38 protein-coding genes and 1 pseudogene are annotated in these 23,616 nt (G+C 47.5%); 38 read left to right on the top strand and 1 reads right to left on the bottom strand.

The genetic code is table 11. The features are described from left to right. The 21 genes from rpsQ to BUB35_RS10010 all read left to right on the top strand — a co-directional run bounded on the left by rpsQ (position 1) and on the right by BUB35_RS10010 (position 10,489). Positions 1-258: a 30S ribosomal protein S17 gene (gene rpsQ, locus BUB35_RS10110; protein WP_022253568.1), complete on the top strand. Its 258-nt coding sequence runs from the start codon at positions 1-3 to the stop codon at positions 256-258. Positions 259-281: 23 nt separating this feature from the next. Next, positions 282-650, top strand: a complete 369-nt coding sequence (rplN, locus tag BUB35_RS10105; RefSeq protein ID WP_022253567.1) for a 50S ribosomal protein L14 — start codon at positions 282-284, stop codon at positions 648-650. 22 nt (positions 651-672) lie between these two features. Continuing rightward, positions 673-975: a 50S ribosomal protein L24 gene (gene rplX, locus BUB35_RS10100; protein ID WP_022253566.1), complete on the top strand. Its 303-nt coding sequence runs from the start codon at positions 673-675 to the stop codon at positions 973-975. A 22-nt stretch (positions 976-997) separates the two neighbouring features. Then, entirely contained in the window at positions 998-1,537 is a 540-nt protein-coding gene (gene rplE, locus BUB35_RS10095) for a 50S ribosomal protein L5 (RefSeq protein ID WP_022253565.1), read from the top strand. A 17-nt stretch (positions 1,538-1,554) separates the two neighbouring features. Beyond that, positions 1,555-1,740 (top strand): type Z 30S ribosomal protein S14, encoded by a 186-nt coding sequence (locus BUB35_RS10090; protein ID WP_022253564.1) that lies wholly within the window; start codon positions 1,555-1,557, stop codon positions 1,738-1,740. A gap of 21 nt (positions 1,741-1,761) precedes the next feature. Next, a complete protein-coding gene (gene rpsH, locus BUB35_RS10085) occupies positions 1,762-2,163 on the top strand; it encodes a 30S ribosomal protein S8 (protein ID WP_072851381.1) in 402 nt (133 codons plus the stop codon). Positions 2,164-2,195: 32 nt separating this feature from the next. After that, complete coding sequence (gene rplF, locus BUB35_RS10080; protein ID WP_072851379.1) at positions 2,196-2,738, top strand: 50S ribosomal protein L6; 543 nt, start codon at positions 2,196-2,198, stop codon at positions 2,736-2,738. A gap of 69 nt (positions 2,739-2,807) precedes the next feature. Beyond that, on the top strand, positions 2,808-3,176 hold the full coding sequence (rplR, locus tag BUB35_RS10075; protein ID WP_022253561.1) for a 50S ribosomal protein L18: 369 nt from the start codon (positions 2,808-2,810) through the stop codon (positions 3,174-3,176). Positions 3,177-3,194: 18 nt separating this feature from the next. Continuing rightward, positions 3,195-3,698, top strand: coding sequence for a 30S ribosomal protein S5 (rpsE, locus tag BUB35_RS10070; RefSeq protein WP_022253560.1), 504 nt, complete (start codon positions 3,195-3,197; stop codon positions 3,696-3,698). A 13-nt stretch (positions 3,699-3,711) separates the two neighbouring features. Beyond that, entirely contained in the window at positions 3,712-3,891 is a 180-nt protein-coding gene (gene rpmD, locus BUB35_RS10065) for a 50S ribosomal protein L30 (RefSeq protein WP_022253559.1), read from the top strand. Positions 3,892-3,908: 17 nt separating this feature from the next. Next, positions 3,909-4,349, top strand: coding sequence for a 50S ribosomal protein L15 (rplO, locus tag BUB35_RS10060; protein ID WP_054330382.1), 441 nt, complete (start codon positions 3,909-3,911; stop codon positions 4,347-4,349). Beyond that, positions 4,350-5,615, top strand: coding sequence for a preprotein translocase subunit SecY (gene secY / locus BUB35_RS10055; protein ID WP_072851377.1), 1,266 nt, complete (start codon positions 4,350-4,352; stop codon positions 5,613-5,615). 99 nt (positions 5,616-5,714) lie between these two features. Continuing rightward, positions 5,715-6,344, top strand: coding sequence for an adenylate kinase (locus BUB35_RS10050; protein ID WP_072851375.1), 630 nt, complete (start codon positions 5,715-5,717; stop codon positions 6,342-6,344). A 166-nt stretch (positions 6,345-6,510) separates the two neighbouring features. Next, positions 6,511-6,783, top strand: a complete 273-nt coding sequence (locus tag BUB35_RS10045) for a KOW domain-containing RNA-binding protein (RefSeq protein WP_022253555.1) — start codon at positions 6,511-6,513, stop codon at positions 6,781-6,783. A gap of 19 nt (positions 6,784-6,802) precedes the next feature. Further along, the gene (gene infA / locus BUB35_RS10040; RefSeq protein ID WP_022253554.1) at positions 6,803-7,021 is read left to right on the top strand and encodes a translation initiation factor IF-1; all 219 of its coding nucleotides are present in this window, start codon (positions 6,803-6,805) and stop codon (positions 7,019-7,021) included. Positions 7,022-7,037: 16 nt separating this feature from the next. Continuing rightward, entirely contained in the window at positions 7,038-7,151 is a 114-nt protein-coding gene (rpmJ, locus tag BUB35_RS10035; RefSeq protein WP_004034721.1) for a 50S ribosomal protein L36, read from the top strand. 223 nt (positions 7,152-7,374) lie between these two features. After that, a complete protein-coding gene (rpsM, locus tag BUB35_RS10030) occupies positions 7,375-7,743 on the top strand; it encodes a 30S ribosomal protein S13 (protein ID WP_072851373.1) in 369 nt (122 codons plus the stop codon). Between the two features lie 27 nt (positions 7,744-7,770). Then, positions 7,771-8,172 carry a 30S ribosomal protein S11 gene (gene rpsK, locus BUB35_RS10025; RefSeq protein ID WP_022253552.1) on the top strand — a complete coding sequence of 134 codons (402 nt, stop codon included), beginning with the start codon at positions 7,771-7,773 and terminating at the stop codon, positions 8,170-8,172. A gap of 21 nt (positions 8,173-8,193) precedes the next feature. Further along, complete coding sequence (gene rpsD, locus BUB35_RS10020) at positions 8,194-8,796, top strand: 30S ribosomal protein S4 (protein ID WP_072851371.1); 603 nt, start codon at positions 8,194-8,196, stop codon at positions 8,794-8,796. A 90-nt stretch (positions 8,797-8,886) separates the two neighbouring features. After that, positions 8,887-9,846 carry a DNA-directed RNA polymerase subunit alpha gene (locus tag BUB35_RS10015; RefSeq protein WP_022365058.1) on the top strand — a complete coding sequence of 320 codons (960 nt, stop codon included), beginning with the start codon at positions 8,887-8,889 and terminating at the stop codon, positions 9,844-9,846. Between the two features lie 100 nt (positions 9,847-9,946). Further along, the gene (locus BUB35_RS10010) at positions 9,947-10,489 is read left to right on the top strand and encodes a bL17 family ribosomal protein (RefSeq protein ID WP_022253549.1); all 543 of its coding nucleotides are present in this window, start codon (positions 9,947-9,949) and stop codon (positions 10,487-10,489) included. 305 nt (positions 10,490-10,794) lie between these two features. Here the strand turns inward: BUB35_RS10010 and BUB35_RS19055 are convergent, their stop codons facing one another. Then, the gene (locus tag BUB35_RS19055; RefSeq protein ID WP_159432883.1) at positions 10,795-10,968 is read right to left on the bottom strand and encodes a hypothetical protein; all 174 of its coding nucleotides are present in this window, start codon (positions 10,966-10,968) and stop codon (positions 10,795-10,797) included. 330 nt (positions 10,969-11,298) lie between these two features. On the opposite strand from BUB35_RS19055, the gene BUB35_RS10005 reads away from it, so the two are divergent. From BUB35_RS10005 to BUB35_RS09925, 17 genes and pseudogenes are all read left to right on the top strand, one after another. Next, positions 11,299-12,165, top strand: coding sequence for an energy-coupling factor transporter ATPase (locus BUB35_RS10005; protein ID WP_072851398.1), 867 nt, complete (start codon positions 11,299-11,301; stop codon positions 12,163-12,165). After that, on the top strand, positions 12,141-12,998 hold the full coding sequence (locus tag BUB35_RS10000) for an energy-coupling factor transporter ATPase (RefSeq protein ID WP_072851369.1): 858 nt from the start codon (positions 12,141-12,143) through the stop codon (positions 12,996-12,998). Before BUB35_RS10005 ends, BUB35_RS10000 begins: the two co-directional genes overlap by 25 nt. Beyond that, positions 12,995-13,819: an energy-coupling factor transporter transmembrane component T family protein gene (locus tag BUB35_RS09995; protein ID WP_072851367.1), complete on the top strand. Its 825-nt coding sequence runs from the start codon at positions 12,995-12,997 to the stop codon at positions 13,817-13,819. The genes BUB35_RS10000 and BUB35_RS09995 overlap by 4 nt, the downstream gene beginning before the upstream one ends. A 151-nt stretch (positions 13,820-13,970) precedes the next feature. Then, a complete protein-coding gene (locus BUB35_RS09990) occupies positions 13,971-15,005 on the top strand; it encodes an acyltransferase family protein (RefSeq protein WP_072851365.1) in 1,035 nt (344 codons plus the stop codon). Further along, entirely contained in the window at positions 15,002-15,751 is a 750-nt protein-coding gene (gene truA / locus BUB35_RS09985) for a tRNA pseudouridine(38-40) synthase TruA (protein ID WP_072851396.1), read from the top strand. Before BUB35_RS09990 ends, truA begins: the two co-directional genes overlap by 4 nt. A 211-nt stretch (positions 15,752-15,962) precedes the next feature. After that, positions 15,963-16,400, top strand: a complete 438-nt coding sequence (rplM, locus tag BUB35_RS09980; RefSeq protein ID WP_072851363.1) for a 50S ribosomal protein L13 — start codon at positions 15,963-15,965, stop codon at positions 16,398-16,400. A gap of 18 nt (positions 16,401-16,418) precedes the next feature. Continuing rightward, the gene (rpsI, locus tag BUB35_RS09975) at positions 16,419-16,811 is read left to right on the top strand and encodes a 30S ribosomal protein S9 (protein ID WP_022253540.1); all 393 of its coding nucleotides are present in this window, start codon (positions 16,419-16,421) and stop codon (positions 16,809-16,811) included. Positions 16,812-17,254: 443 nt separating this feature from the next. Beyond that, positions 17,255-18,076, top strand: coding sequence for a ParA family protein (locus tag BUB35_RS09970; RefSeq protein WP_002576359.1), 822 nt, complete (start codon positions 17,255-17,257; stop codon positions 18,074-18,076). Then, entirely contained in the window at positions 18,033-18,959 is a 927-nt protein-coding gene (locus BUB35_RS09965) for a ParB/RepB/Spo0J family partition protein (RefSeq protein WP_002576358.1), read from the top strand. Before BUB35_RS09970 ends, BUB35_RS09965 begins: the two co-directional genes overlap by 44 nt. Positions 18,960-18,971: 12 nt before the next feature. Continuing rightward, positions 18,972-19,247, top strand: a complete 276-nt coding sequence (locus BUB35_RS09960; RefSeq protein WP_002576357.1) for a DUF5720 family protein — start codon at positions 18,972-18,974, stop codon at positions 19,245-19,247. A 33-nt stretch (positions 19,248-19,280) separates the two neighbouring features. Next, positions 19,281-19,466, top strand: coding sequence for a hypothetical protein (locus BUB35_RS09955; protein ID WP_038270780.1), 186 nt, complete (start codon positions 19,281-19,283; stop codon positions 19,464-19,466). Between the two features lie 69 nt (positions 19,467-19,535). Next, entirely contained in the window at positions 19,536-20,429 is an 894-nt protein-coding gene (locus BUB35_RS09950; RefSeq protein WP_002576355.1) for a DUF6017 domain-containing protein, read from the top strand. 48 nt (positions 20,430-20,477) lie between these two features. Then, on the top strand, positions 20,478-20,840 hold the full coding sequence (locus BUB35_RS09945) for a DUF7768 domain-containing protein (protein WP_002578791.1): 363 nt from the start codon (positions 20,478-20,480) through the stop codon (positions 20,838-20,840). Then, positions 20,833-21,144, top strand: coding sequence for a DUF5720 family protein (locus tag BUB35_RS09940; RefSeq protein WP_002576353.1), 312 nt, complete (start codon positions 20,833-20,835; stop codon positions 21,142-21,144). The genes BUB35_RS09945 and BUB35_RS09940 overlap by 8 nt, the downstream gene beginning before the upstream one ends. Positions 21,145-21,245: 101 nt before the next feature. After that, entirely contained in the window at positions 21,246-21,746 is a 501-nt protein-coding gene (locus BUB35_RS09935) for a PcfB family protein (RefSeq protein WP_002576352.1), read from the top strand. Positions 21,747-21,748: 2 nt separating this feature from the next. Next, positions 21,749-22,051, top strand: a pseudogene (locus BUB35_RS09930) (VirD4-like conjugal transfer protein, CD1115 family); the annotation flags it as partial. Positions 22,052-22,106: 55 nt separating this feature from the next. After that, a partial coding sequence (locus BUB35_RS09925) for a recombinase family protein (protein WP_330391153.1) occupies positions 22,107-23,616 on the top strand: 1,510 nt, incomplete at its 3' end.

The following is a 23,616-nucleotide window of genomic DNA, read 5'->3' as shown; positions in this document are numbered from 1 at the left end:
GTGGAAGAAAGAAATCTTCGTAAAACCAGAATCGGTAGAGTAGTCAGCGACAAGATGGACAAAACAATCGTAGTTGCTGTAGAAGATAAAGTAAAACACCCTTTGTATGGTAAGATCGTAAACAGAACTTACAAGCTGAAAGCCCATGACGAAAACAACGAATGCGGTATCGGCGACCGTGTAAAGGTTATGGAAACAAGACCTCTGTCCAAAGACAAGAGATGGAGACTTGTAAGCATCATCGAAAAAGCAAAATAATCCTGCAGAGAGGAGGAATTTAGATGGTTCAGCAAGAAACCAGATTGAAAGTAGCAGACAATTCAGGAGCAAAAGAACTCCTTTGCATCAGAGTACTGGGTGGTTCCACCAGAAGATATGCAGGAGTTGGCGATATTATCGTAGCTGCAGTTAAAGACGCAACACCCGGCGGTGTTGTTAAAAAAGGCGACGTTGTGAAAGCAGTAGTCGTTAGAACCGTTCATCCCGTAGGCAGAGCAGACGGCAGCTATATCAGATTCGACGAAAACGCAGCAGTTATCATCAAAGATGACAAAAACCCCAGAGGTACTCGTATCTTCGGGCCCGTTGCAAGAGAGCTGAGAGAGAAACAGTTCATGAAAATTCTTTCTCTGGCACCGGAAGTATTATAAGGAGGTGTGCTAGGTGGCTAACATGAAATTGAAAACAGGTGACAAAGTTGTTGTCATCGCTGGTAAAGACAAAGGCAAAGAAGGCAAGATCCTTCATGTAGATAGAAAAAACAACCGTGTCATCGTTGAAGGCGTAAACATGATTTCCAAACACACAAAACCCTCCATGCAGAATCAGCAGGGCGGCATCGTGAAAAAAGAAGGTTCCATCCACGCTTCCAACGTAATGTACCTGCACAACGGCAAAGCAACACGCCTGGGTGCAATGATCAAAGACGGTAAAAAAGTAAGAGTAGCGAAAAAAACAGGCGAAGTTATCGACTAATCCCTGTGAAAGGAGGTAAACAATGAGCAGATTAAGAGATTTCTATAACACAGAAATTATCCCTGAAATGACTAAAAAGTTTTCATATACAAACAAGCTGGCTGTACCCAAGATTGAAAAAATCATCATCAACATGGGCGTAGGCGAAGCAAAAGAAAATGCGAAAGTTCTGGACGGCGCTGTAAAGGATATGGCTACCATCTCCGGTCAGAAACCTCTGGTAACAAAAGCAAAAAAATCCGTTGCAAACTTCAAACTGCGTGAAGGCATGAACATCGGTTGCAAAGTTACACTGAGAGGCGACAGAATGTACGAATTCGCTGACAGACTGATCAACATTGCGCTGCCTCGTGTACGTGACTTTCGTGGTGTGAAAGCGAACAGCTTTGACGGCAGAGGTAACTACACAATGGGTATCAAAGAACAGCTGATCTTCCCTGAAATCGAATACGATAAAGTAGACAAAATCAGAGGTATGGATATCGTTTTCGTAACAACAGCGAAAACAGACGAAGAAGCAAGAGAATTACTGAGATTGTTCGGTATGCCATTCGCAAAATAATCAAGGGAGGGACAAAAATGGCTAAAACATCTATGGTTGTAAAGCAGCAGAGAAAACCTAAATTCTCTACAAGAGCTTACACACGTTGCAGAGTGTGCGGCAGACCTCACTCTGTACTGAAAAAATATGGAATTTGCCGTATTTGCTTCCGTGAACTGGCATACAAAGGTCAGATTCCCGGCGTAAAGAAAGCAAGCTGGTAATAACGAAAGGAGGAATTGACAATGTCCATGAGCGACCCTATCGCAGATATGCTCACTAGAATCAGAAACGGTAATATTGCGAAACACGATACAGTAGATGTTCCTTCTTCCAAGATGAAGAAAGCAATTGCGGACATTTTAACTAAAGAAGGTTACGTAAAAGGTTACGAAGTAATCGAAGATGGTATCAAATCCACACTGCGTATCAGCCTGAAATATGGTGCAGATAAAAACGAAAAAGTTATCACAGGCCTGAAAAGAATTTCCAAACCCGGTCTGAGAGTTTTCGCAGGCAAAGACGAACTGCCTAAAGTTCTGGGCGGTCTGGGAATTGCCATCATTTCCACAAGCCACGGCTTGATGACAGATAAAGAAGCAAGAAAAGCAGGCGTTGGCGGCGAAGTTGTTGCTTTCGTTTGGTAATATAAATCGACAAGTATTAGGAGGTGCAGACCATGTCTAGAATCGGTAAATTGCCCGTAGCAGTACCTGCCGGTGTTGAAGTTAAAATCGGTGAAGATAACCTGCTGACAGTGAAAGGCCCCAAAGGCACACTGGAAAGAAAATTATCCGCAGACATGCATATCGCAATGGAAGATGGTCAGATTGTGGTAACAAGACCCAACGACCTGAAAAGAAATAAAGCATTACACGGCCTGACAAGAACTCTGATCTTCAACATGATCGTTGGTGTTACTCAGGGTTATGAAAAAACACTGGAAATCAACGGTGTTGGTTACAGAGCTGCAAAATCCGGTAAGAAACTGACCCTGACACTGGGTTACTCTCACCCTGTAGAAATGGAAGATCCCGAAGGTATCGAATCCATCGTAGAAGGCACAAACAAAATCATTGTTAAGGGTATTGATAAAGAAAAAGTTGGACAGTTTGCTGCTGAAATCAGAACAAAACGTCCCCCCGAACCCTATAAAGGCAAAGGTATTAAATACTCTGACGAATATATTAGACGTAAAGTTGGTAAGACCGGTAAGAAATAATCTGACGCACGCAGCGTGATTGTTTATATCGGAAAGTGACTGATTTGAAAGAAACGGAGTGAAAATACTATGATTAACAAGCCATCTCGTGCAGCGGCTCGTAAGAAAAGACATTACAGAATCCGCAACCATGTGAAGGGTACAGCAATGAGACCCAGACTGGCAGTGTTCAGATCTAACAAACACATGTATGCACAGATCATCGACGACGTTGCACATCATACACTGGTAGCAGCTTCCACAATGGAATCTGAAATCGCTAGCACACTGGAACATACTGATACTGTAGCAGCTGCAGCAGCTGTTGGCGAAGCTATTGCGAAAAAAGCAGTAGAAAAAGGTATCACAGAAGTTGTATTCGACCGTGGCGGTTTCATTTACCACGGCAAAATCAAAGCCCTGGCGGAAGCAGCAAGAGAAGCCGGTTTGACATTCTAAGGCAAGGAGGAAAGCAAGTTGAAAAGAATCGATCCAAGCACTTTAGATCTGAAAGATAAAGTAGTTACCATCAACCGCGTAACAAAAGTTGTTAAAGGCGGTCGTACCATGAGATTCTCCGCACTGGTTGTTGTTGGCGACGGCAACGGTCATGTAGGCTGCGGCGTTGGTAAAGCTGCTGAAATCCCCGATGCTATCCGCAAAGGGAAAGAAGACGCTATGAAAAACATCATCGAAGTAAACAGAAATGATGTAGACAGCATCTTCCACGGCGTTACAGGCACATACGGCAGCGCAAGCGTTCTGCTGATGCCTGCTGCAGAAGGTACCGGTATCATCGCTGGTGGCCCTGCTCGTGCCGTATTGGAATTGGCAGGTATCCGCAACATCAGAACAAAATCCCTGGGTTCCAACAACAAACGTAACGTAGTAAGCGCTACAATCGAAGGTCTGTCCAGAGCGACAACACCTGAAGCAGTAGCAAAACTGCGTGGCATTACTGTAGAAGAACTCTTGGGTTAAGGAGGAATTGACAGTGGCTGAAATTAAAATCACATTGGTGAAATCTACAATCGGAGCAATTCCGAAACATAAAAAAACAGTACAGGCGCTGGGTCTGAGAAAGACAAACAGCAGCGTGATTCAACAGGACAACGCGGCTATCAGAGGCATGATTCATCAGATTAGCCACCTTGTAAAAGTTGAAGAAGTTTAATTTTAGGAGGTGCCATAATGAACTTATGCGAATTGAGACCTGCTGAAGGCTCCAGAGAAAAAAATTGGAGAAGAGGCAGAGGTCATGCAACCGGCAACGGTAAGACAGCAGGCAGAGGTCACAAAGGTCAGGGTCAGCGTTCCGGTTCCGGCGGCAAGTGCGGCTTCGAAGGCGGTCAGATGCCTTTGTACAGAAGACTCCCTAAAAGAGGCTTCACATGCAGAAACAGCAAAGAAATCGTTGCTATCAACGTTTCCATGCTGAATGTATTTGAAAACGACGCAGTAGTAGATATCGATGCTTTGAAAGCCGTAGGTTTGATCAGTAATCCTAGAGATGGCGTGAAGATTCTTGGCGAAGGCGATCTGGAAAGAAAGCTGACCGTGAAAGTAAACTTCTACAGCAAAACAGCTCAGGAAAAAATCGAAGCAGCCGGCGGCAAAGCAGAGGTGATCTAATTGTTTAAGATTTTCGTAAATTCTTGGAAGACGAAAGAAATTAGAAACAAAATTCTGTATACGCTGATGATTTTCGCAATCATCAGAATCGGTACACAAATTGCTCTGCCCGGTATTGACGCAGCAAGTGTGGTTGCGGCAAGAGAATCCGCAGGGGTAGGCACACTGTACAGCATGATTGCTGGCGGCGCCAACTCCAGCTGGTCAATCTTTGCAATGGGTATTGGTCCTTATATCAATGCTTCCATTATCATGCAGCTGTTGACCATCGCGATTCCCAAATTTGAACAGCTTTCAAAAGAAGGTCCCGAAGGCAGAAAAAAATTGCAGTCTTATAGCAGATATTTAACAGTAATACTTGCGCTCATACAGGGTATTGGGTTAACATATACCTATCAGAACATGTATGTGGAAGCAAATATGCTGTACTATGTTGCTTCTGTTGTAACTCTGGTTTGCGGTTCCACATTTGTAATGTGGCTGGCAGAACAGATTACAGCAAAAGGGATTGGCAATGGTTCTTCCATGGTAATCTTTATCAACATCGTTTCCGGTCTGCCTATGGGTGCGGCTAGTCTGTACTACATGATCAGCGGTTCCGGTGCAATGGGTGCGGTAAAGGTTGCTGCAATTCTGGTGATTCTGCTCATCGTTCTGGCATTCATCGTTTGCGTAAACCGTGGTGAAAGAAGACTGCCCGTGCAGTACTCTTCCAAAATGGTTGGCAGAAAACAGGCCAGCGGCAGAAGCACAACAATGCCGATCAAGGTAAATACTTCCGGCGTTATCTCCATCATCTTTGCAATCTCTTTGCTGCAGTTCCCGCAGCAGATTGGTAACTTTATCCCCAACAAGGGTGAAGTTTTCACAAAGGTGATCGAAGTTCTGAATATGACACACCCCATCGGTGCGTGTCTGTATGTATTATTGATTATCTTCTTCACATATTTCTACACATCCATCGTGATCAACCCCAATGAAATCGCGATGAACATGAAGAAGAACGGTGGCTTCATCCCTGGTATCAGACCTGGTCAGCCCACCAGCGCTTATATCACCAGAGTGGTAAGCAGAATCACACTGGTTGGCGCAATCTGCTACGCAATCCTGGCTATGGTGCCTGTTGCGCTGCAGTGGATCTTCAAAGTGAATGTTGGCTTCGGTGGTACGACACTGATCATCGTGGTTGGCGTTACACTGGATATCGTAAAAGCACTGGAAAGCCAGTTGCTGATGCGTCACTATAAAGGATTTTTGAGCGAATAATAGCAGCCGCCTGGGGAATGCAGCATGCATTTCCCGCCGGTTGTTACTTGGGGAGAAAAACAGAGAGAAGGCCTATAAAGAAAAGAGGTTGATTCGTATATGAAATTGGTACTCATTGGTGCGCCTGCAGCCGGCAAAGGCACACAGGCAGCAAGACTGGTGAAACATTACGGCATCGCTCATATTTCTACAGGCGATATGCTCAGAGAAGAAGTGGCAAAAGGAACAGAGCTTGGTAATCAGGCGAAATCCATTATGGCAGCAGGCGGTTTGGTTTCTGATGAACTGATCATCGCGATCGTTCAGGAAAGAATCAAAAAAGACGACTGCGCAAAAGGTTTCATTCTGGATGGTTTCCCTCGTACAGTCGTACAGGCGGAAAAACTGGAAGAAATGGTAAAACTGGATAAAGTTGTTTATATCAACGCACCTGACGAAGTGATGCTGGAAAGATTGACAGCAAGACAGACTTGTCCTAAATGCGGTGCAACATATAACAAAATGTTCCTTCCTTCCAAAGTTGAGGGTATCTGTGATGTATGCGGCGAAAAATTGACGCAGCGTAAAGACGACACAGTGGAAGCTGGTAAAAAACGTATCCAGACATTCCACGAACAGAGCGAACCTCTGGTAGGCTTTTATGAAAAAGAAGGTATTCTCTTTGAAGTAGACGGCACCATGCCCATCGACGAGATCACAAAAGCGATCATCGCTGGTCTGGACGCCTGAGCAAGAAGGGAACGCGTTGCTTAAGTCAATGTGAAAATTTTTGGGGAGCAGCTAAAGAGCGGCTTCGGTGGAGCAAGACTCCACGAAATAGAAATGATACCGTTTTGATGGCGGCTGAAAAGTCAAAATCCTTACGTTATCCCACGAATGTAATGAGGTGAGAACGATGGAATATCAGAGCGGGCAAGTGGTTTATTCCAAAAGCGGCCACGACAAGGGCGATACGTTGATGGTGCTTTTTGTGGAAGGGGCTTATGTCTATCTGGCAGACGGCAAACGCCGCAAGATTGAAAAGCCAAAACGCAAGAAGATGATCCACGTGCAGCCAACCGGATATGTGGACACGGTTTTGGCCGATAAACTGGCCGAAGGGGCTTACGTCCTGGATGCGGATATCGCAAAGGCCATCAAAAAGTACAAGAAGTTGGCGGAAACATAATTTAAGGAGGTTCTTGGTCTTGTCAAAAAATGACGTTATTGAAGTAGAAGGAACCGTGCTGGAAAAATTACCGAACGCCATGTTTCAGGTGGAACTGGAAAACGGCCATCAGATTTTGGCGCATATCTCCGGCAAGCTGCGTATGAATTTCATCCGTATTTTGCCCGGTGACAAAGTGTTAGTGGAAATGTCTCCTTATGACCTGACAAAGGGCAGAATCATTTGGAGAGCGAAATAAGGAAGGAGCGATCACAATGAAAGTAAGACCATCTGTAAAACCCATGTGTGAAAAATGCAGAATCATCAAAAGAAAAGGTCGTGTAATGGTCATTTGTGAAAATCCCAAGCATAAACAGAAACAAGGCTGATGATTTCGTTATGGCTTTACGGGGGTAAACGTCCTCGGAAGCCGTTGGTAAATCCGTCAAGGTAAGACGAAGGAGCATACAGTTAATAGCGGGAGCAGCAGGCAGACTGACGGCTGTTCTTCTCGTTTGTAATGCCCAACGCTTACAACATATTTATGCGAATATTATTTTGAACTTTTTTTGTTATAGATAGAGGAATTATCATAGGAGGTGCAAGATATACATGGCACGTATTGCTGGTGTAGACTTACCAAGAGAAAAACGCGTTGAAGTTGGTTTGACATACGTTTATGGCATTGGCCATTCCAGTGCTGTTCGTATTCTGAAAGAAGCAGGCGTAGACCTGGATACAAGAGTTAGAGATCTGACTGATGAAGAAGTTGCTAGAATCCGTGACGTCATCGACAGAACTCAGACTGTAGAAGGTGACCTGAGAAGAGAAATCGCTCTGAACATCAAACGACTGATTGAAATCGGCTGCTACAGAGGCATTCGTCATAGAAAAGGCCTGCCTGTAAGAGGTCAGAAAACAAAAACAAACGCAAGAACAAGAAAAGGTCCTAGAAAGACTGTTGCGAACAAGAAGAAATAATTGATTTCATGAAGGAGGTTTGAAGAAATGGCTAAGAAAACTGTGAAAAAAGCTACAACTCGCAGACGCCGTGACAAAAGAAAAGTAGAACGTGGTCAGGCTCATATCCAGTCTACTTTTAACAATACAATCGTTACAATCACTGACGCAGTAGGTAATGCTCTGTCCTGGGCATCCGCAGGTCAGCTGGGCTTCAGAGGCTCCAGAAAATCTACTCCTTATGCTGCACAGATGGCAGCAGACACAGCTGCGAAAGCTGCTTCCGACTACGGTCTGAAAACAATCGAAGTTTTCGTTAAAGGTCCCGGTAGCGGACGTGAAGCTGCAATCCGCGCTCTGCAGGCTGCAGGTCTGGATGTAACACTGATCAGAGACGTTACACCCGTTCCTCACAATGGTTGCAGACCACCAAAACGCAGAAGAGTATAATTTTCAGGAGGTGTAAGAATAATGGCTAGAGATAGAGTACCAGTATTGAAAAGATGCAGATCCCTGAATCTGGATCCCATCTACCTGGGTATTGATAAAAAATCCAAAAAACAGAACTTGAGAGCAAACAGAAAAATGAGCGAATACGGTCTGCAGATGAGAGAAAAGCAGAAAGCGAAATTCATCTACGGCGTACTGGAAAAACAGTTCCGTAGCTACTATGCACAGGCTGAAAAAATCGCTAAAAAAGAAGGTATCCCTGGTGAAAACCTTCTGATGCTGCTGGAAATGAGACTGGACAACGTTATGTTCCGTCTGGGTTACGGCAGAACAAGAAAAGAAGCTAGACAGATCGTTCGTCACAAACACGTTACAGTTAACGGCAAACCTGTAGATATCCCTTCTTACCAGGTGAAAGTTGGCGACGTTGTTGAAGTAAAAGAAAAATACAAAACCATTCAGAGATACAAAGACGTTCTGGCTGTAACAGACGGCAGACTGGTACCCGAATGGCTGACAGCTAACCACGATGCACTGAGCGGCACCGTAGTTGCGAAACCCACAAGAGCACAGATCGATGTTCCCGTTGAAGAAACACTGATCGTCGAACTGTACTCCAAATAATCAATCTCGATTGTGCAGTGAAGTCAATTCTAAAGCCGCAAGGCATTTTTCCTTGCGGCCATCTATCATAAAAAAGGGAGGTTTGAATGAGTGTTTGAATTTGAGAAACCTCGCATTGAAATTGCTGAGATGGCACCGGACGGAACTTATGGCAAATTTGTGGTAGAACCTCTGGAAAGAGGCTATGGCACAACTCTGGGCAACTCCCTGAGAAGAATCCTGCTTTCTTCCCTGCCTGGCGCAGCAGTCAGCAACGTAAAAATTGACGGCGTACTTCATGAATTTAGCGTGATTCCTGGCGTAAAAGAAGACGTGACAGAAATCATCCTGAATCTGAAAGGGCTGGCAATCAAAAACACCAGCGAAGGCAACGAACCGAAAATTGCGTACATTGACATGGAAGGCGAAGGCGAAGTCAAAGGCTCTGACATCAAAGCAGACAGCGACATCGAAATCCTGAACCCTGACCATCACATTGCGACACTTTCCGGTGGCCCTGGCAGCAAACTGTATATGGAAATCACCATTCAGAAAGGCCGCGGCTATGTTGGTGCCGACAAGAACAAAAAAGACGATCAGCCAATCGGCATGCTTCCGGTAGACAGTATTTTCACACCTGTTACAAGAGTAAACTTCCTGGTTGAAAATACTCGTGTTGGTCAGATCACTGACTATGACAAACTCTCTCTGGAAGTCTGGACAAACGGAACCATTGCGCCCGACGATGCAGTTAGCTACGGTGCAAAGATTCTGAATGAGCATTTGAACCTGTTCATCGATCTTTCTGACAATGCGAAAGATGCTTCCATCATGGTTGAAAAAGAAGAAGGCAAGAAAGAAAAAGTTCTGGAAATGAGCATTGAAGAACTGGATCTGTCCGTGCGTTCTTATAACTGCCTGAAACGTGCAGGTATCAACACCGTGGAAGACCTGGCAAACAAGACAGAAGAAGAAATGATGAAGGTAAGAAACCTGGGCCGCAAGTCCCTGGAAGAAGTACTGAACAAAATGGCGGAACTGGGACTGGCACTCAGACCCAGCGACGAATAATCGGCTACTATTATTTACTGCGAAATTACGACACACGTAAGCCCGAAGAAGCAGTGGGGTCGGGGTAAGTTTTGCAGGTGAGAACAAGGAGGATTCAACAATGCATGCATCCGGATATAGAAAACTGGGTAAAACAACTCCTCAGAGAAAAGCTCTGCTGAGAAACCAGGTTACAAACCTGTTGTACCACGGTAAAATCAAAACAACAGAAACAAGAGCGAAAGAAGTAAGAAGAATCGCTGAAAAACTGATCACTCTGGCTGTGAAAGAAAGAGAAAACTTCGAAGAAGTTGAAGTAACAGCAAAAGTAGCGAAAAAAGACGCTAACGGCAAAAGAGTGAAAGAAGTTGTAAACGGCAAAAAAGTAACTGTTTATGACGAAGTTAAGAAAACAGTTAAGAAGGATAAACCTTCCAGACTGGCAGCTAGACGTCAGATGCTGGCTTACCTGTACCCTGTTACAGAAGTTCCTGCTGATGGCAAAAAAATCAGAAAGAACAGCAAAAAAGTTGACATGGCTGCAAAAATGTTCGACGAAATCGCTCCCAAATACGCTGGTCGTAACGGCGGTTACACAAGAATTGTGAAACTGGGCGCTCGTAAAGGCGACGGTGCGATGGAAGTTATCATCGAACTGGTTTAATTTTTATGAATTCAGGCAGACACATTCCGTGCTGCTTCATAAGAAAAAGAAATATAGCTGGAATCCTTGAGAAAGGGTTCCAGCTTATTTTTTTACTGGGATTTTATTTGGTATATTTTCTTCTGAAGACAGCTGTCGCACTTTCCCTTAAGAAATGAAGGAAAACCAATGTTTTCTTAAGGGAAAGTTGCTCTGTGTATGTCTTTTTTTATGCCAAAGCATGGATTTCTGACAACATAAAAAAGCCGAAATCTGCATAGATTCCGACTTTTTTATTAGGTTAGGAGATATACAATGAATGTTATTTAGCGAATGGATGTGCTTGCAGAAACCAGTGCCACGGGTTCTTCTGTGGCGGTTGTTTCTGCTACAGGAGCGTTTTCCAATGCGTTGGATGCCTGGAAAGAATATGTCATACCTGTGGCAAAAGACAGGGAGAATACTACGGCTGCTGCAATCATTAATTTTTTCATGTTCATACTGGAAAACCTCCTTTGTCGAATTTTTTCTTTTCATGTTGTTATCATACCACAGAAAGTGCAATCGTAGGTTACAGGAAGGTAAAGTTACCGTTACAGCTTGTTTGCACTTGTGTTACAGGAATATCTCAGAAAACAGAAGAATTTTTTAAGACAAATGTCCGTTTGTCACATCTCTGTAAAGCATAGAAAGAAAAGGCGAAACGCCGTTTTTTCTTGACTTTTTGGCGGAAAAAAGGTATCTTATTGATAGCTGTGAGTATTTTTTACCATAGACTTTAAGTGTGAAAAATATGATTTTCACGGAGGAAAAAGGTGAACAAAGAAGCGATGAAAATGGTAAAGGCCAAAGATCTGACTTACGAATATGTAAGGGTTTTGGAAACGGATCATGGCACAAAAGAAGAAAAGGTTGCGGCCTTGAAAAATGTAAACATCGAAATCAACAAAGGTGATTTTGTGGCAGTACTGGGACATAACGGCTCTGGCAAATCTACCTTTGCGAAACATATTAACGCCTTGGTGCAGCCCACTGGCGGTACCCTATGGGTGGATGATATGGATACAAAAAATGACGAACTGGTTTGGGAAATCCGCCAGACAGCGGGGATGGTATTCCAGAATCCCGATAACCAGCTGGTAGCAACGGTGGTAGAAGAAGACATTGCTTTCGGCCCCGAAAATATGGGTGTGGAGCCAAAGGAAATCCGCAAACGCGTGGATGAAGCTTTGGCGACGGTACGCATGAGTGAATATGCTACTCATACCCCTTCTAAGCTTTCTGGCGGTCAGAAACAGCGGATTGCCATTGCTGGGGTGTTGGCTATGAAGCCCAAGTGCATCGTACTGGACGAGCCTACAGCCATGTTGGACCCTGTGGGACGCAGAGATGTCATGGAAACCATCGAACGACTGAATCGGGAAGAAGGAATCACCATGATTCTGATTACCCATTATATGGATGAAGCCGTACGGGCAGACAAGGTCTTTGTCATTGACGACGGGGATCTGGTAATGCAGGGTACACCCAAAGAGATTTTCTCACAGGTGGAAACTTTGCAGAAATACGGTCTGGACGTGCCGCAGGTGACAGAAGTGGCTTATTTGCTGCGAAAGGAAGGCGTTGAACTGCCTGCGGATATATTAACGATTGAAGAAATGGTAGGTGCGATATGTCAATTAAAATCAACCACTTGACCCATGTTTACAATCCCGGTACGGCATTCGAAAAAGTTGCGCTGGATGATGTGACACTGGAAATCCAGAAAGGGGAGTTCATTGGTCTCATCGGTCATACAGGCTCCGGCAAATCCACATTGATCCAGCATCTTAACGGCATCATTTCTCCCACATCTGGGGAAATTCTGCTGGACGGGGAAAACATTCATAAAGACAAAACAAAGCTGAAGGAAGTGCGCCGCCGTATTGGTCTGGCCTTCCAGTATCCCGAATACCAGCTTTTTGAAATGACAGTATATAAAGATGTAGCTTTTGGTCCTACAAACCTGAAGCTGACAGAAGAAGAAATCCATCACAATGTGGTTTCCGCGCTGGAAACCGTTGGCATTTCCGAGGAGATTTACGAAAAGTCTCCCTTTGAGCTTTCCGGCGGTCAGAAACGCCGTGTAGCCATCGCAGGGGTACTTGCTATGAATCCTGAAGTTCTCATTCTGGACGAGCCGACTGCGGGTCTGGACCCTAGAGGTCGTGACGAAATCCTGCAGGCAATCAAAGACCTTCATGACAAACGGGGCATTACCGTTATTCTGGTAAGCCACAGCATGGAGGACGTGGCAAAACTGGTGGATCGCATCATTGTAATGCATCGCGGCAAAGCGGCTATGCAGGGTACACCCAAGGAAATTTTCTCCCATGTGGAAGAACTGGAACAAATGGGTCTGGCTGCGCCTCAGGTAAGCTATGTGTTCGCAGAGCTGAAAAAACGGGGCTATGATGTGCCCACAGACGTATATACCGTCAAGGAAGCAAAAGAAGTATTATTAAAACTGGTAAAGCAGGTGAAATCATGATTCGGGATATAACCATCGGACAATATTATCCGGCAGAATCGCCGATTCATCGGCTGGATGCCAGAGTCAAAATTGTCGTAACATTTTTGTTTATCATTTCGCTGTTTGTAGTCAATACCTTTATTGGGTATGTCTGCGTAACAGCCATTTTGGGCGCAGTGATCAAAGTATCCAAAGTGCCTTTGAAATTTATGCTGAAAGGCTTGAAAAGCATTGTCATCATCATTCTCTTTACGGCGGTCATCAACCTCTTTTTGACCCAAGGGGAACAGGTGATTTGGGAATTTGGCTTCCTGCATCTCACATGGGAAGGCATTTACATGGCTGTGAAAATGTGTGTGCGTCTGGTACTGCTCATTGTGGGTTCCTCTGTACTGACACTGACCACAACACCCATCCAGCTCACAGACGGCATTGAGTACATCCTGCGTCCTTTGAAACGCATCGGTGTGCCTGCCCATGAAATCGCGATGATGATGACCATTGCACTGCGTTTCATTCCCACACTGCTGGATGAAACAGACAAGATCATCAAAGCACAGCAGGCAAGAGGGGCAGATTTCGACACAGGGAACCTGATGCAGAAAGCAAAGAGCATGATTCCCATTCTGGTACCTCTGTTCATTTCCGCGTTCCGCCGGGCAGAAGAACTTGCCATGGCTATGGAAGCCAGATGTTACCATGGGGATGAACACAGAACACGCATGAACGTCATGCACATGGAAAGCCGGGATTATCGGGCGGTTGTGATGACAGCGGTGTATCTGGTGTTTGTGGTGGCACTGCGCATTGCAGGGAATTATCTGCCATTTATGATTTGAGAAAAAGGGTGTTGGCAAAAGTTGGTTTCCATTCAAAAAACATTCCTTATATCATTTAAGTAAAAAGAAGATAGCCGGAAGCCCTTTTGTTCTAAGGATTTCGGCTATTTTTTTATGAAGTCAACGCCTTTTGTTTTCGGGAGGGGAAAACATGCGAAATCGGGAAATTTCATTTGTCAATGTGGTGCTTTGCCTGTTGGTCATGTGGATTCATATTTGTTCTGTGGCGGTAACGGGACTGCCTAAGGAAAATATCTCCTTTTTTGGAGTATATGTGCCTTGGCGGTTGTCTGCCTTTGTGGTGCAGGGATTTATTTTCCTGTCTGCCCTGAAATATTTCCGAAAGGAAGGTGCTTTTTCCTATGGCTCTTTTCTTTGGGGCAGAATACGGAAAATCGGGGTGCCTTATGTCATTGCCGTTATCATTTCCTATTTGGGACTCATTGATTTGGGGTATTATACCTTTGATGCGGGATTTCTGGGAGAATCTTTGCTTCTGGGGAATATGATTGCACCGTTTTACTTTATCATCATCATTTTCCAGTTTTATCTCCTGATGCCCTTGTGGCGGAAAATGACGGAAAAAGTAGATTTTTGGGTAGCGGCGTTGGCGTCTGTGATGCTTATGCGCCTGTTCCACGGAGGATTGCCTGCCATGATTGGGATTCTTTCTCCCGGAACGGAATTTATCTATAATGACCGTGTGTTTACGTCTTATTTGGCTTATTGGGTATTGGGCTGTTACGCCGGGAAATATTACGACAGATTTCTGGAAGGCATTCGGAAAAATCAGGGCGTACTGCTGACAGGCTTTGTGGTTTTTGTGCTGGCTGACGGGCTTTTGAGTAACGCCAATAACCGTGGTTTTTTCCGGGTATCTTTTCTGGAGGATGTCCATACCCTTTATGTGTTCTGTGCTATTTTATTTTTGTTCTGGATTGGGAAAAAGGTTGCAGACCGTGTGATGGCGTGGAAAGTTGTTCAGGGCATTGACCGCATGAGTTTTTATTTGTATTTGTACCATGGTATTTTCCTGTATTATGTGCAGGATGCCTTTTTGAACCGCTTTGGTGTGGGTCCTGCCAAAGGGCTTTTGCTGCGGGCAGTCTGCTGTTATGGCATGACGGTGGTGGTGGGGCTTTTGGCATGGTATTGGAAAAAGAGAAAGGGGAAACAAAACCCATGAGAATCTTATTGACAATCGCATATGATGGCACCCGTTACAGTGGGTGGCAGAAACAGAAATCGCCGGAAGTGCTGACGGTGGAAGGCGAAGTAGAAAAAGCCCTGCGGACACTCTTTCGCAATCCAGAGCTGGAATGCATCGGTGCCAGTCGTACAGACAGAGGCGTTCACGCACTGGGACAAAGGGCGGTCATTGATGTAGAAACCACCATTCCGCCGGAAAAAATTCCGCTGGCAATCCGTCCCTTTTTGCCGGAGGATATTGTGGTGACAGCGGCAAGGGAAGTGCCGGGGGATTTCCATCCTCGGTACGACTGCGTCAAAAAAACTTACGAATATCATATCTATCAGAGTCCATACAAAAACCCCAAGGAGCGGCTTTACAGCACATTTGTATATAGTCCGCTGGATTTGGAAAAAATGAACGAAGGGGCAAAGGCTTTTGTGGGAACTCATGATTTTGCGGCATTCTGTGCCGCAGGCAGTTCTGTTTCCACAACGGTTCGTACCATTTTTGACTGCCATGTGGAACAGGAAGGCCCGCATATCCGCATTTTGGTCACTGGGGATGGCTTTTTGTATAATATGGTACGGATTCTGGCTGGTACCCTCATTGCCGTGGGACAGGGAAAAATTCCGGCAGAAAAGGTGGCAGAAATCATCGCCGGCAAAGACCGCAGACAGGCAGGACAGACCGCAGAGCCGCAGGGCCTGACTTTACGGGAAATTTATTACGATTTGCCTTAGAAAGCCCTTGACAGCGGCATTTTCAGGTATTATAATAATAAAGCTGTTATTTTGATTTTGAAGCGTGTTTCACGCTTTGAATATATGTTTCTCAAGGTGGGACTCAATAAGTTATGTGGAAAGCCACATAATGGAGATTACGGCGGTATTCCCGTATCGTTCGTAAAGTCAAAGAGTCAAAGGAAAATATGATAAGGGAGGTAAAAGAACCATGAGAACTACTTACATTGCGAAAGAAGCAGATGTAACAAAAAAATGGTACGTTGTTGACGCAACAGACCTGACACTGGGCCGTCTGGCTTCCGAAATCGCAAACATCTTAAGAGGTAAAAACAAACCCCAGTATGCACCCAACGTTGACATGGGCGACTATGTAATCGTTATCAACGCAGAAAAGGTAGCTGTGACAGGTAAAAAACTGACACAGAAACTGTATCACCACCACACAGGCTACATCGGTGGTCTGAAAACAGTAAGACTGGACAAAATGCTGGAAACACACCCTGAAAGAGTAATCGAACATGCTGTAAAAGGTATGCTTCCTAAAAACGCTCTGGGCAGAAAAATGTTCGGCAAACTGCATGTATATGCTGGCGCAGAACATCCCCATGCAGCGCAGAAACCTGAAGTACTGGAACTGAAATTTTAATCGAAGGAGGAAAGCATCATGGCAGCAGCTAGATATTACGGCACAGGCAGAAGAAAATCTTCTGTAGCTAGAGTTTACCTGGTACCCGGTAACGGCAAAATCACAATCAACAAAAGAGACATTGATGAATATTTCGGTCTGGAAACACTGAAAGTTATTGTTCGTCAGCCCCTGGAACTGACAGCAACAACAGCGAAATTCGACGTTCTGGTGAACGTACACGGCGGTGGCTTCACAGGTCAGGCAGGTGCTATCAGACACGGCATCTCCAGAGCTCTGTTGCAGGCTGACGGCGATTTCAGACCCGCTCTGAAAAAAGCTGGCTTCCTGACAAGAGACCCTCGTATGAAAGAAAGAAAGAAGTACGGCCTCAAGGCTGCCCGTCGCGCTCCGCAGTTCAGCAAGCGCTAAACTTTATCAAAAGTGGTCAAAAACCCCGGAACTACGCGGTTTCCGGGGTTTTTCCTTTTCAAATGGTTTGACGCAATTTGACAGAACGAAGCCTCTTTTAACCCGTTTTCTATGGGTTAAATGGTGGACAACCACCCCAAAAAGAGGGCTTATGGGTTAAAAAATAGGACAACCGAGACGCGATTTTGGGATGCCAAGGGGATGTTTATTTATACATCTCCAAGAGACCTTTTTCGTGAAAACGGTTTGTCTGAATTTGACCTAATTTGAACAAAAGAGAATAAATCTAATCGCCAAGCGCTCAGTATTTTCTACTGGGCGCTTTTTGCGTTTCCGGGGAATTTCATTCCGGGATAAGAAAAGGCCGTCACTTTCAATTTTTGAAGTGGCGGCTTTTTCTATTTCCAGAAGCCATAGAACAATTCAGAAATGAGGTGAAGTCATTGAACACGCAAATCATCGCCATCGCCAACCAGAAAGGCGGCGTTGGCAAGACAACCACCTGCGCGAACCTGGGGATTGGGCTGGCGCAGGCCGGAAAGAAAGTGCTGCTGATCGACGGGGACCCGCAAGGCAGCCTGACCATCAGCCTGGGCCACCCCCAGCCGGACAAGCTGCCCTTTACCCTGTCCGACGCGATGGGCCGTATCCTGATGGACGAGCCGCTGCGCCCCGGCGAGGGTATCCTGCACCACCCGGAGGGCGTTGACCTGATGCCCGCAGACATCCAGCTCTCCGGCATGGAGGTCTCCCTGGTGAACGCCATGAGCCGAGAGACCATCCTGCGGCAGTATCTGGACACGCTCAAGGGACAGTATTCCCATATCCTGATTGACTGCCAGCCATCCCTGGGTATGCTCACGGTCAACGCCCTGGCCGCCGCCAACAGGGTCATAATCCCCGTTCAGGCGGAGTACCTGCCCGCCAAGGGCCTGGAACAGCTGCTCCAGACCGTAAACAAGGTGAAGCGGCAGATCAACCCCAAGCTCCAGATCGACGGCATATTGCTGACGATGGTGGACAACCGCACCAACTTCGCCAAGGAGATTGCCGCCCTGCTGCGGGAGACCTATGGCAGCAAAATCAAGGTGTTCGGCACCGAGATTCCCCATTCTGTCCGGGCAAAGGAGATCAGCGCCGAGGGCAAAAGCATTTTTGCCCATGACCCTAATGGCAAGGTGGCCGAGGGCTATAAGAATCTGACCAAGGAGGTGATAAAACTTGAAAAGCAGCGCGAAAAAAGTAGAGCTGGCTCCATACGATGATTTGTTTTCCACCGAGGAAAGCCGCCAGGATGCCAAGCTGGAGAAGATACAGGAAATTCCGCTGTCTGAGCTGCACCCATTTAAGGGGCATCCCTTCAAAGTCAAGGATGACGAGGCCATGATGGAGACCGCCGACAGCGTTCGGCAGTATGGTGTTCTGGTTCCGGCGATCGCCCGCCCGGACCCGGAGGGCGGCTATGAGCTGGTTGCCGGTCACAGGCGGCACCGGGCCAGTGAGCTGGCCGAGAAAGAAACCATGCCTGTCATTGTCCGAGACCTGGACGATGATGCTGCCACTATCATCATGGTGGACAGCAACTTACAACGTGAAAGCCTGCTCCCCAGCGAAAGGGCCTTTGCTTACAAGATGAAGCTGGAGGCTATGAAACACCAAGGCGCACGGGGGGACTTAACTTCGTCCCAACTTGGGACGAAGTTGCGTGCAGATGAATTGTTGGCGCAGCAGGCTGGTTCGAGTAGGAACCAGGTGCAGCGCTATATCCGCCTGACGGAGCTGATTCCCGAACTGCTGGATATGGTCGATGAAAAGAAAATCGCCCTCAATCCGGCTTATGAGCTGTCCTTTCTCAAAAAAGAAGAACAGCGGGATTTGCTGGACGCGATGGACAGCGAACAGGCTACCCCCTCTCTCTCCCAGGCTCAGCGACTCAAGAAATACAGCCAGGAGGGACATCTGACCCTCGATATGATGCGCGTCATCATGGGTGAGGAAAAGAAAAGTGATCTCGACAAAGTGACTTTCACCTCCGACACCCTGCGGAAGTATTTCCCCAAAAGCTATACGCCCCAGCGGATGCAGGAAACCATTATCAAACTGCTGGAGGCGTGGCAGAAGAAGCGCCAGAGAGACCAGGAACGATGAAAGGAGCCGCCTATGAGGGATATTTCAGCCCGTGAGCTGAAAGGACACAATATCTTGGCCGTAGAGCGTTTTCAGGACAGCACCCGCTGGATGATCGAGTTTTCCGTTCAGCGCCCTTGTTCCTACGGCTGCCCCGGCGATGATATGCGGCTGTTTCTTACGGAGGACGGGTATCAGGCCGCCCTCGTAAGCCAGAAGCGTCGGGAAATCAAAATCAAGCGGTATGCCCGTGTGATCGAGGGCCATGTGCTCGACTTCAAACCGGACAAGCGCCGCCGCCACCCGTAAACTCATTATCACTACGAAAGGAAAGGAATGAATATGTGTACTGTCCAGAGCATCAAAGATGCCATCCGGGAAAGTTGCCAGTCCCAGTATGATATGGAATCCACCGACATTGACCGGGTTTTGCAGACCCTCCCGTTTTCGGAGCATGAGCCGATGTTCAGTCATCCGCCGAAGTACAAGCGTCCTTACCGGCCCTGGCAGAACAACAAAAACAGCTGAAAGCCACAGTCTTTTTCACGAAGGATTGTGGCTTTTTTCATGCCCTAAAATTAGAAAGGAGTGAAGTCAATGGCCGTTTTTCGCATTGAACGGACCAAAGATTATACCGTGATGAGCAATCATCACCTGCGGAACCACGAACTATCCCTCAAGGCAAAGGGGCTTCTTTCCATGATGTTATCCCTGCCTGATGACTGGAACTATACTACCCGTGGACTTGCGAAAATCTGCAAGGAGGGCGTTGATGCCATCGGCAGTGCGCTGCGGGAGTTGGAAACCGCCGGTTACATCGTGCGGAACCAGCTGCGGGACCAACAAGGCCGGATCAGCGACACCGAGTATGTGATTTATGAGAAACCCCAGCCCAGGCAGCCAGAAACGCCAAGGCCGGATACGGCTGTACCAGATACGGCTTCACCAGATACGGAAAACCCGTATCTGGATAAACCGGATACGGAAAAGCCCGCAGAATTAAATATAGAGAAACCAAATACTCAAAAACAAAATACTCATGGAGCAAGTACCGATTCCATTCCCTTCCGGGAAACAGCGGCAGCACAGCTGCCGGAACGGAAAGGAAGGGATGCGATGTCTGTCTCAGAGATAGAAAATTATCGGGAATTGATTCTGGAGAACATCGAGTATGACTATCTGTGCAGAGAGTTTTCGACCTACCGTGAGGACCTGGACGAGATTGTGGAGCTGATGGTGGAGACCGTTTGTGCCAAACGTAAAACCACTCGGATCGCTGGCAGCGACTTTCCCCATGAAGTCGTGCGCTCCCGGTTCTTGAAGCTGGATAGCGAGCATATCCGATTTGTCATGGACGGTATGCAGAAAAACACCACGGAGGTCCGCAATATGAAACAGTATTTGCTTGCAGTGCTGTTCAACGCGCCCACCACGATCAGCAATCACTACACCGTACAAGTCAATCACGATATGAACACAGGCGGCTGGTAAACAGCCGCTTTTCTGTTGCCCGGCAATACCGGGAGAAAGGATTTTGCCATGAAACGACCTCTTGCCTACATTACGGCTCCCTGGAGCAACAACCAGTATGAGAACGCCGAGAACGCTGCCACCTACTGCCGCCAGGTGTACGACGCCGGGTATTCGCCCATCTGCCCGGTTCTGTTCTTGTCCACCTTCCTCAAGGACGAGATTCCCCAGGAACACAAGGACGGGCTGGATATGGTGCGAGACTATCTGCGCCGGTCCCATGTGCTGGTGGTCTGCGGCCACGGCATCGACGAGACCGTGAAGAATGACATCGCCACCGCTGAGCGCCTGCGGATCACCGCTACCACCCTGGACGGTATCCTGACTGTGAAAGGCCAGGGACGCGGGAAAGGAGGTGCGCGCCATGCCTGAGCGTAAGACCGTGGGCCAGCTGATGGAGGAAATGCGGCTCAAGGCCGGGGCGCAGAACTACCACGGCCATGAGTACATGGATTTGGAGCGGTTTGCCGAGGACACCCGGCACATGATTATCTTCGATGTGCTGACCCACGATTCGCCGGTGGGCTGGAAAGGCGAACGGACCCGCCTGTTTCTGACGGAGGCCGGATACCAGAAAAGCCTGGAGAACCAGGAAAAGGGCCACATCAAGATTCTCAGCCATGCCAAGGTGCGCCAGGGACATCTGTACTATGACCGCTCCGATCAGCTGCGTTGAAAGGAGCCTGCCATGATGAAATACCTGCTGCGGCGGCTGGTGGTCCCGCCTTAGTATCAAGCGCCACCCCTGCAAAATCCGTGGAAAGGAGGCGATGACCTATGCAGGAGGAAGTGGAAAACAGGACTTTGACGCTGGTAGTCAGCGGAACAAAGTTTACCGGGCGGCTGTTTAAGGCCGCCATCACCAAGTACCTTGCCCACCGCAAGGAAAAGAAGCTGCAAAAGCAGAAAAGCCGGGATACCCCCGTGATTCCCCACGGCAAACAGACGGTGAAGCAGCTGATCGGCCAGAATCAGGGCGTTTCCAACATCGAGATCACCGACCCCTCCATCAAGGAGTTTGAAAAGATCGCCCGGAAATACGGCGTTGACTATGCGGTGAAGAAGGACCGCAGCAGCTCCCCGCCCAAGTACCTGATCTTTTTCAAAGGCCGCGATGCGGATGCCCTGACCGCTGCCTTTACCGAGTACACCGGCAAGAAGGTCAGAAAGGCGCAGAAAACAGAGCGTCCGTCCGTGCTGGCAAAGCTGAGCCAGTTCAAAGAGCTGGTGAAACACGCCGTTGTGGACCGGAACAAGCGGAAGGAGCTGGAACGATGAAGATGAAAAAGCAACTTGACATCAAAAAGCTCCTTTTGCTGAATATGCCCTATATCCTGATGGGGCTGTTCGCAACCAACTTCGGTGAAGGATGGCGGATGGCCGTGGGTGCGGACGCTTCGGCAAAAATGCTTTCGTTCTTCTCCACGCTGCCGGTGGCGCTGGCCAGCTGGTGGCCCAGCCTGCACCCTTTGGACCTGCTGGTGGGGCTGTGCTGCGGCGCTGGCCTGCGATTGGCCGTGTATCTCAAAAGCAAGAACGCCAAGAAGTACCGGCACGGTATGGAGTATGGCAGCGCCCGCTGGAGTGCATAATCTTAAGTGTAAAGAACTCTACATGGACGCACAGGAGGATATGCACATGAATGATTACAACAAAATCACAGCCCTTTACTCCCGCCTTTCCGTAGGCGACGAGGACAGGGACGGCGGCGAAAGCAACTCCATACAGAACCAGAAGAAGTTTTTGGAAAGCTACGCCAGACAGCTAAAATTGACGAATATCCGGCACTACATTGACGACGATGAAAGCGGCAGATTTTTCGACCGCTCCGCCTACTCCCGCATGATAGAGGACGTAGAAAACGGTAAAATCGGCGTGTGTATTATGAAAGACATGACCCGCTGGGGGCGCGACTATCTCCAAGTCGGCAACGCTATGGAGATATTCAGACGGAACAATGTGCGCTTTATCGCGGTCAACAACGGGATAGACAGCGAGAAGCCCGACACATTGGAGTTTGCGCCCTTTATCAACATCATGTCGGAGTGGTACGCAAAGGACATCAGCAAGAAAGTAAAGACCGGCATTAAGACGAAGGGCATGAGTGGAAAGCCGATTGCCACCGAAGCTCTCTATGGCTATGTCAAATCCCCGGACAACAAGGATTTTTGGATAATCGACGAGGAAGCCGCCGGAGTTGTCCGTTTGATTTTTCGCCTGTTTCTGGACGGGAAAAACCGCAACCAAATCGCCGTATATCTGACGCAGGCGCAAATCCCAACGCCCACATTCTACATGAAAGAGCGCGGGCGGGGAACGTGCAAAAACAGGGCGCTCAATGAGGATAACCGTTACAAGTGGAACAAAGCCACTTTGACCCATATCCTTACACGGCAGGAGTATTGCGGCGATGTAGTCAACTTCAAGACTACAAAGCATTTCCGGGACAAGCGGAACCACTATGTAGACCGGAGCCAATGGCAGATAACCGAAAATGTGCATGAGCCGATTATTGACCGCGCCGACTTTGAAACCGCACAGCGGATTTTGGAAAACGCGCCCGTCAGACGCCCCAACGGGGACGGGGAAATCCACCCTTTGTCGGGCTTGCTTTTCTGTAAGGATTGCGGCGCAAAAATGCACATCCGCATAGATTACAGAAACGGCGGCAAGCGGCACGTTGCCTATTGCAGCGAGTACCACAAGGGAAAAGCCAAAAACCCCAAATGCCATTCCCCGCACATCATTGACGCGGACTTGCTCATGCAGACCGTCGCGGAAGTGCTGAAGAAAATCGAGGACTATTCTATCAGCAACCGGGCGGAGTTTGAAGCCTTAGTGAAAAAGAACCTTGCCATGCAGCAGACCGACCAGACCAAAAAGCAGCAGAAGCGTATCCCACAAATCACGGCGCGCCTTGAACAGATCGACAAGGTGCTGAACAAGCTCTATGAGGACAACGCCCTCGGCACTATCCCGCAAGACCGCTACGAGCAAATGTCGCAGAAGTATTCAGAAGAATACTACGCATTGAAAACGGAGCTTTCCATACTCCAAGAGCAGCTATCCGCTTATGAGAACGCGGGAGGACGGGCGCAGAAGTTTTTGAAGCTGACGGAACGCCATGCCGCCTTTACTGACCTCACCC

This window comes from Anaerotignum lactatifermentans DSM 14214 (assembly GCF_900142265.1).
Taxonomy (GTDB): Bacteria; Bacillota; Clostridia; order Lachnospirales; family Anaerotignaceae; genus Anaerotignum; species Anaerotignum lactatifermentans.
This window is presented reverse-complemented; position numbering and strand designations above follow the sequence as displayed.

Excerpts from the sequence above, each read along its gene's own strand:
- rplN (WP_022253567.1), top strand. The coding sequence starts at position 282 with ATGGTTCAGCAAGAAACCAGATTGAAAGTAGCAGACAATTCAGGAGCA.
- rplX (WP_022253566.1), top strand. The coding sequence starts at position 673 with ATGAAATTGAAAACAGGTGACAAAGTTGTTGTCATCGCTGGTAAAGAC.
- rplE (WP_022253565.1), top strand. The coding sequence starts at position 998 with ATGAGCAGATTAAGAGATTTCTATAACACAGAAATTATCCCTGAAATG.
- BUB35_RS10090 (WP_022253564.1), top strand. The coding sequence starts at position 1,555 with ATGGCTAAAACATCTATGGTTGTAAAGCAGCAGAGAAAACCTAAATTC.
- rpsH (WP_072851381.1), top strand. The coding sequence starts at position 1,762 with ATGTCCATGAGCGACCCTATCGCAGATATGCTCACTAGAATCAGAAAC.
- rplF (WP_072851379.1), top strand. The coding sequence starts at position 2,196 with ATGTCTAGAATCGGTAAATTGCCCGTAGCAGTACCTGCCGGTGTTGAA.
- rplR (WP_022253561.1), top strand. The coding sequence starts at position 2,808 with ATGATTAACAAGCCATCTCGTGCAGCGGCTCGTAAGAAAAGACATTAC.
- rplO (WP_054330382.1), top strand. The coding sequence starts at position 3,909 with ATGAACTTATGCGAATTGAGACCTGCTGAAGGCTCCAGAGAAAAAAAT.
- BUB35_RS10050 (WP_072851375.1), top strand. The coding sequence starts at position 5,715 with ATGAAATTGGTACTCATTGGTGCGCCTGCAGCCGGCAAAGGCACACAG.
- BUB35_RS10045 (WP_022253555.1), top strand. The coding sequence starts at position 6,511 with ATGGAATATCAGAGCGGGCAAGTGGTTTATTCCAAAAGCGGCCACGAC.
- rpmJ (WP_004034721.1), top strand. The coding sequence starts at position 7,038 with ATGAAAGTAAGACCATCTGTAAAACCCATGTGTGAAAAATGCAGAATC.
- rpsM (WP_072851373.1), top strand. The coding sequence starts at position 7,375 with ATGGCACGTATTGCTGGTGTAGACTTACCAAGAGAAAAACGCGTTGAA.
- rpsK (WP_022253552.1), top strand. The coding sequence starts at position 7,771 with ATGGCTAAGAAAACTGTGAAAAAAGCTACAACTCGCAGACGCCGTGAC.
- rpsD (WP_072851371.1), top strand. The coding sequence starts at position 8,194 with ATGGCTAGAGATAGAGTACCAGTATTGAAAAGATGCAGATCCCTGAAT.
- BUB35_RS10010 (WP_022253549.1), top strand. The coding sequence starts at position 9,947 with ATGCATGCATCCGGATATAGAAAACTGGGTAAAACAACTCCTCAGAGA.
- BUB35_RS19055 (WP_159432883.1), bottom strand. The coding sequence starts at position 10,968 with ATGAACATGAAAAAATTAATGATTGCAGCAGCCGTAGTATTCTCCCTG.
- BUB35_RS10005 (WP_072851398.1), top strand. The coding sequence starts at position 11,299 with ATGAAAATGGTAAAGGCCAAAGATCTGACTTACGAATATGTAAGGGTT.
- BUB35_RS10000 (WP_072851369.1), top strand. The coding sequence starts at position 12,141 with ATGTCAATTAAAATCAACCACTTGACCCATGTTTACAATCCCGGTACG.
- BUB35_RS09995 (WP_072851367.1), top strand. The coding sequence starts at position 12,995 with ATGATTCGGGATATAACCATCGGACAATATTATCCGGCAGAATCGCCG.
- BUB35_RS09990 (WP_072851365.1), top strand. The coding sequence starts at position 13,971 with ATGCGAAATCGGGAAATTTCATTTGTCAATGTGGTGCTTTGCCTGTTG.
- truA (WP_072851396.1), top strand. The coding sequence starts at position 15,002 with ATGAGAATCTTATTGACAATCGCATATGATGGCACCCGTTACAGTGGG.
- rplM (WP_072851363.1), top strand. The coding sequence starts at position 15,963 with ATGAGAACTACTTACATTGCGAAAGAAGCAGATGTAACAAAAAAATGG.
- rpsI (WP_022253540.1), top strand. The coding sequence starts at position 16,419 with ATGGCAGCAGCTAGATATTACGGCACAGGCAGAAGAAAATCTTCTGTA.
- BUB35_RS09960 (WP_002576357.1), top strand. The coding sequence starts at position 18,972 with ATGAGGGATATTTCAGCCCGTGAGCTGAAAGGACACAATATCTTGGCC.
- BUB35_RS09955 (WP_038270780.1), top strand. The coding sequence starts at position 19,281 with ATGTGTACTGTCCAGAGCATCAAAGATGCCATCCGGGAAAGTTGCCAG.
- BUB35_RS09950 (WP_002576355.1), top strand. The coding sequence starts at position 19,536 with ATGGCCGTTTTTCGCATTGAACGGACCAAAGATTATACCGTGATGAGC.
- BUB35_RS09945 (WP_002578791.1), top strand. The coding sequence starts at position 20,478 with ATGAAACGACCTCTTGCCTACATTACGGCTCCCTGGAGCAACAACCAG.
- BUB35_RS09940 (WP_002576353.1), top strand. The coding sequence starts at position 20,833 with ATGCCTGAGCGTAAGACCGTGGGCCAGCTGATGGAGGAAATGCGGCTC.
- BUB35_RS09935 (WP_002576352.1), top strand. The coding sequence starts at position 21,246 with ATGCAGGAGGAAGTGGAAAACAGGACTTTGACGCTGGTAGTCAGCGGA.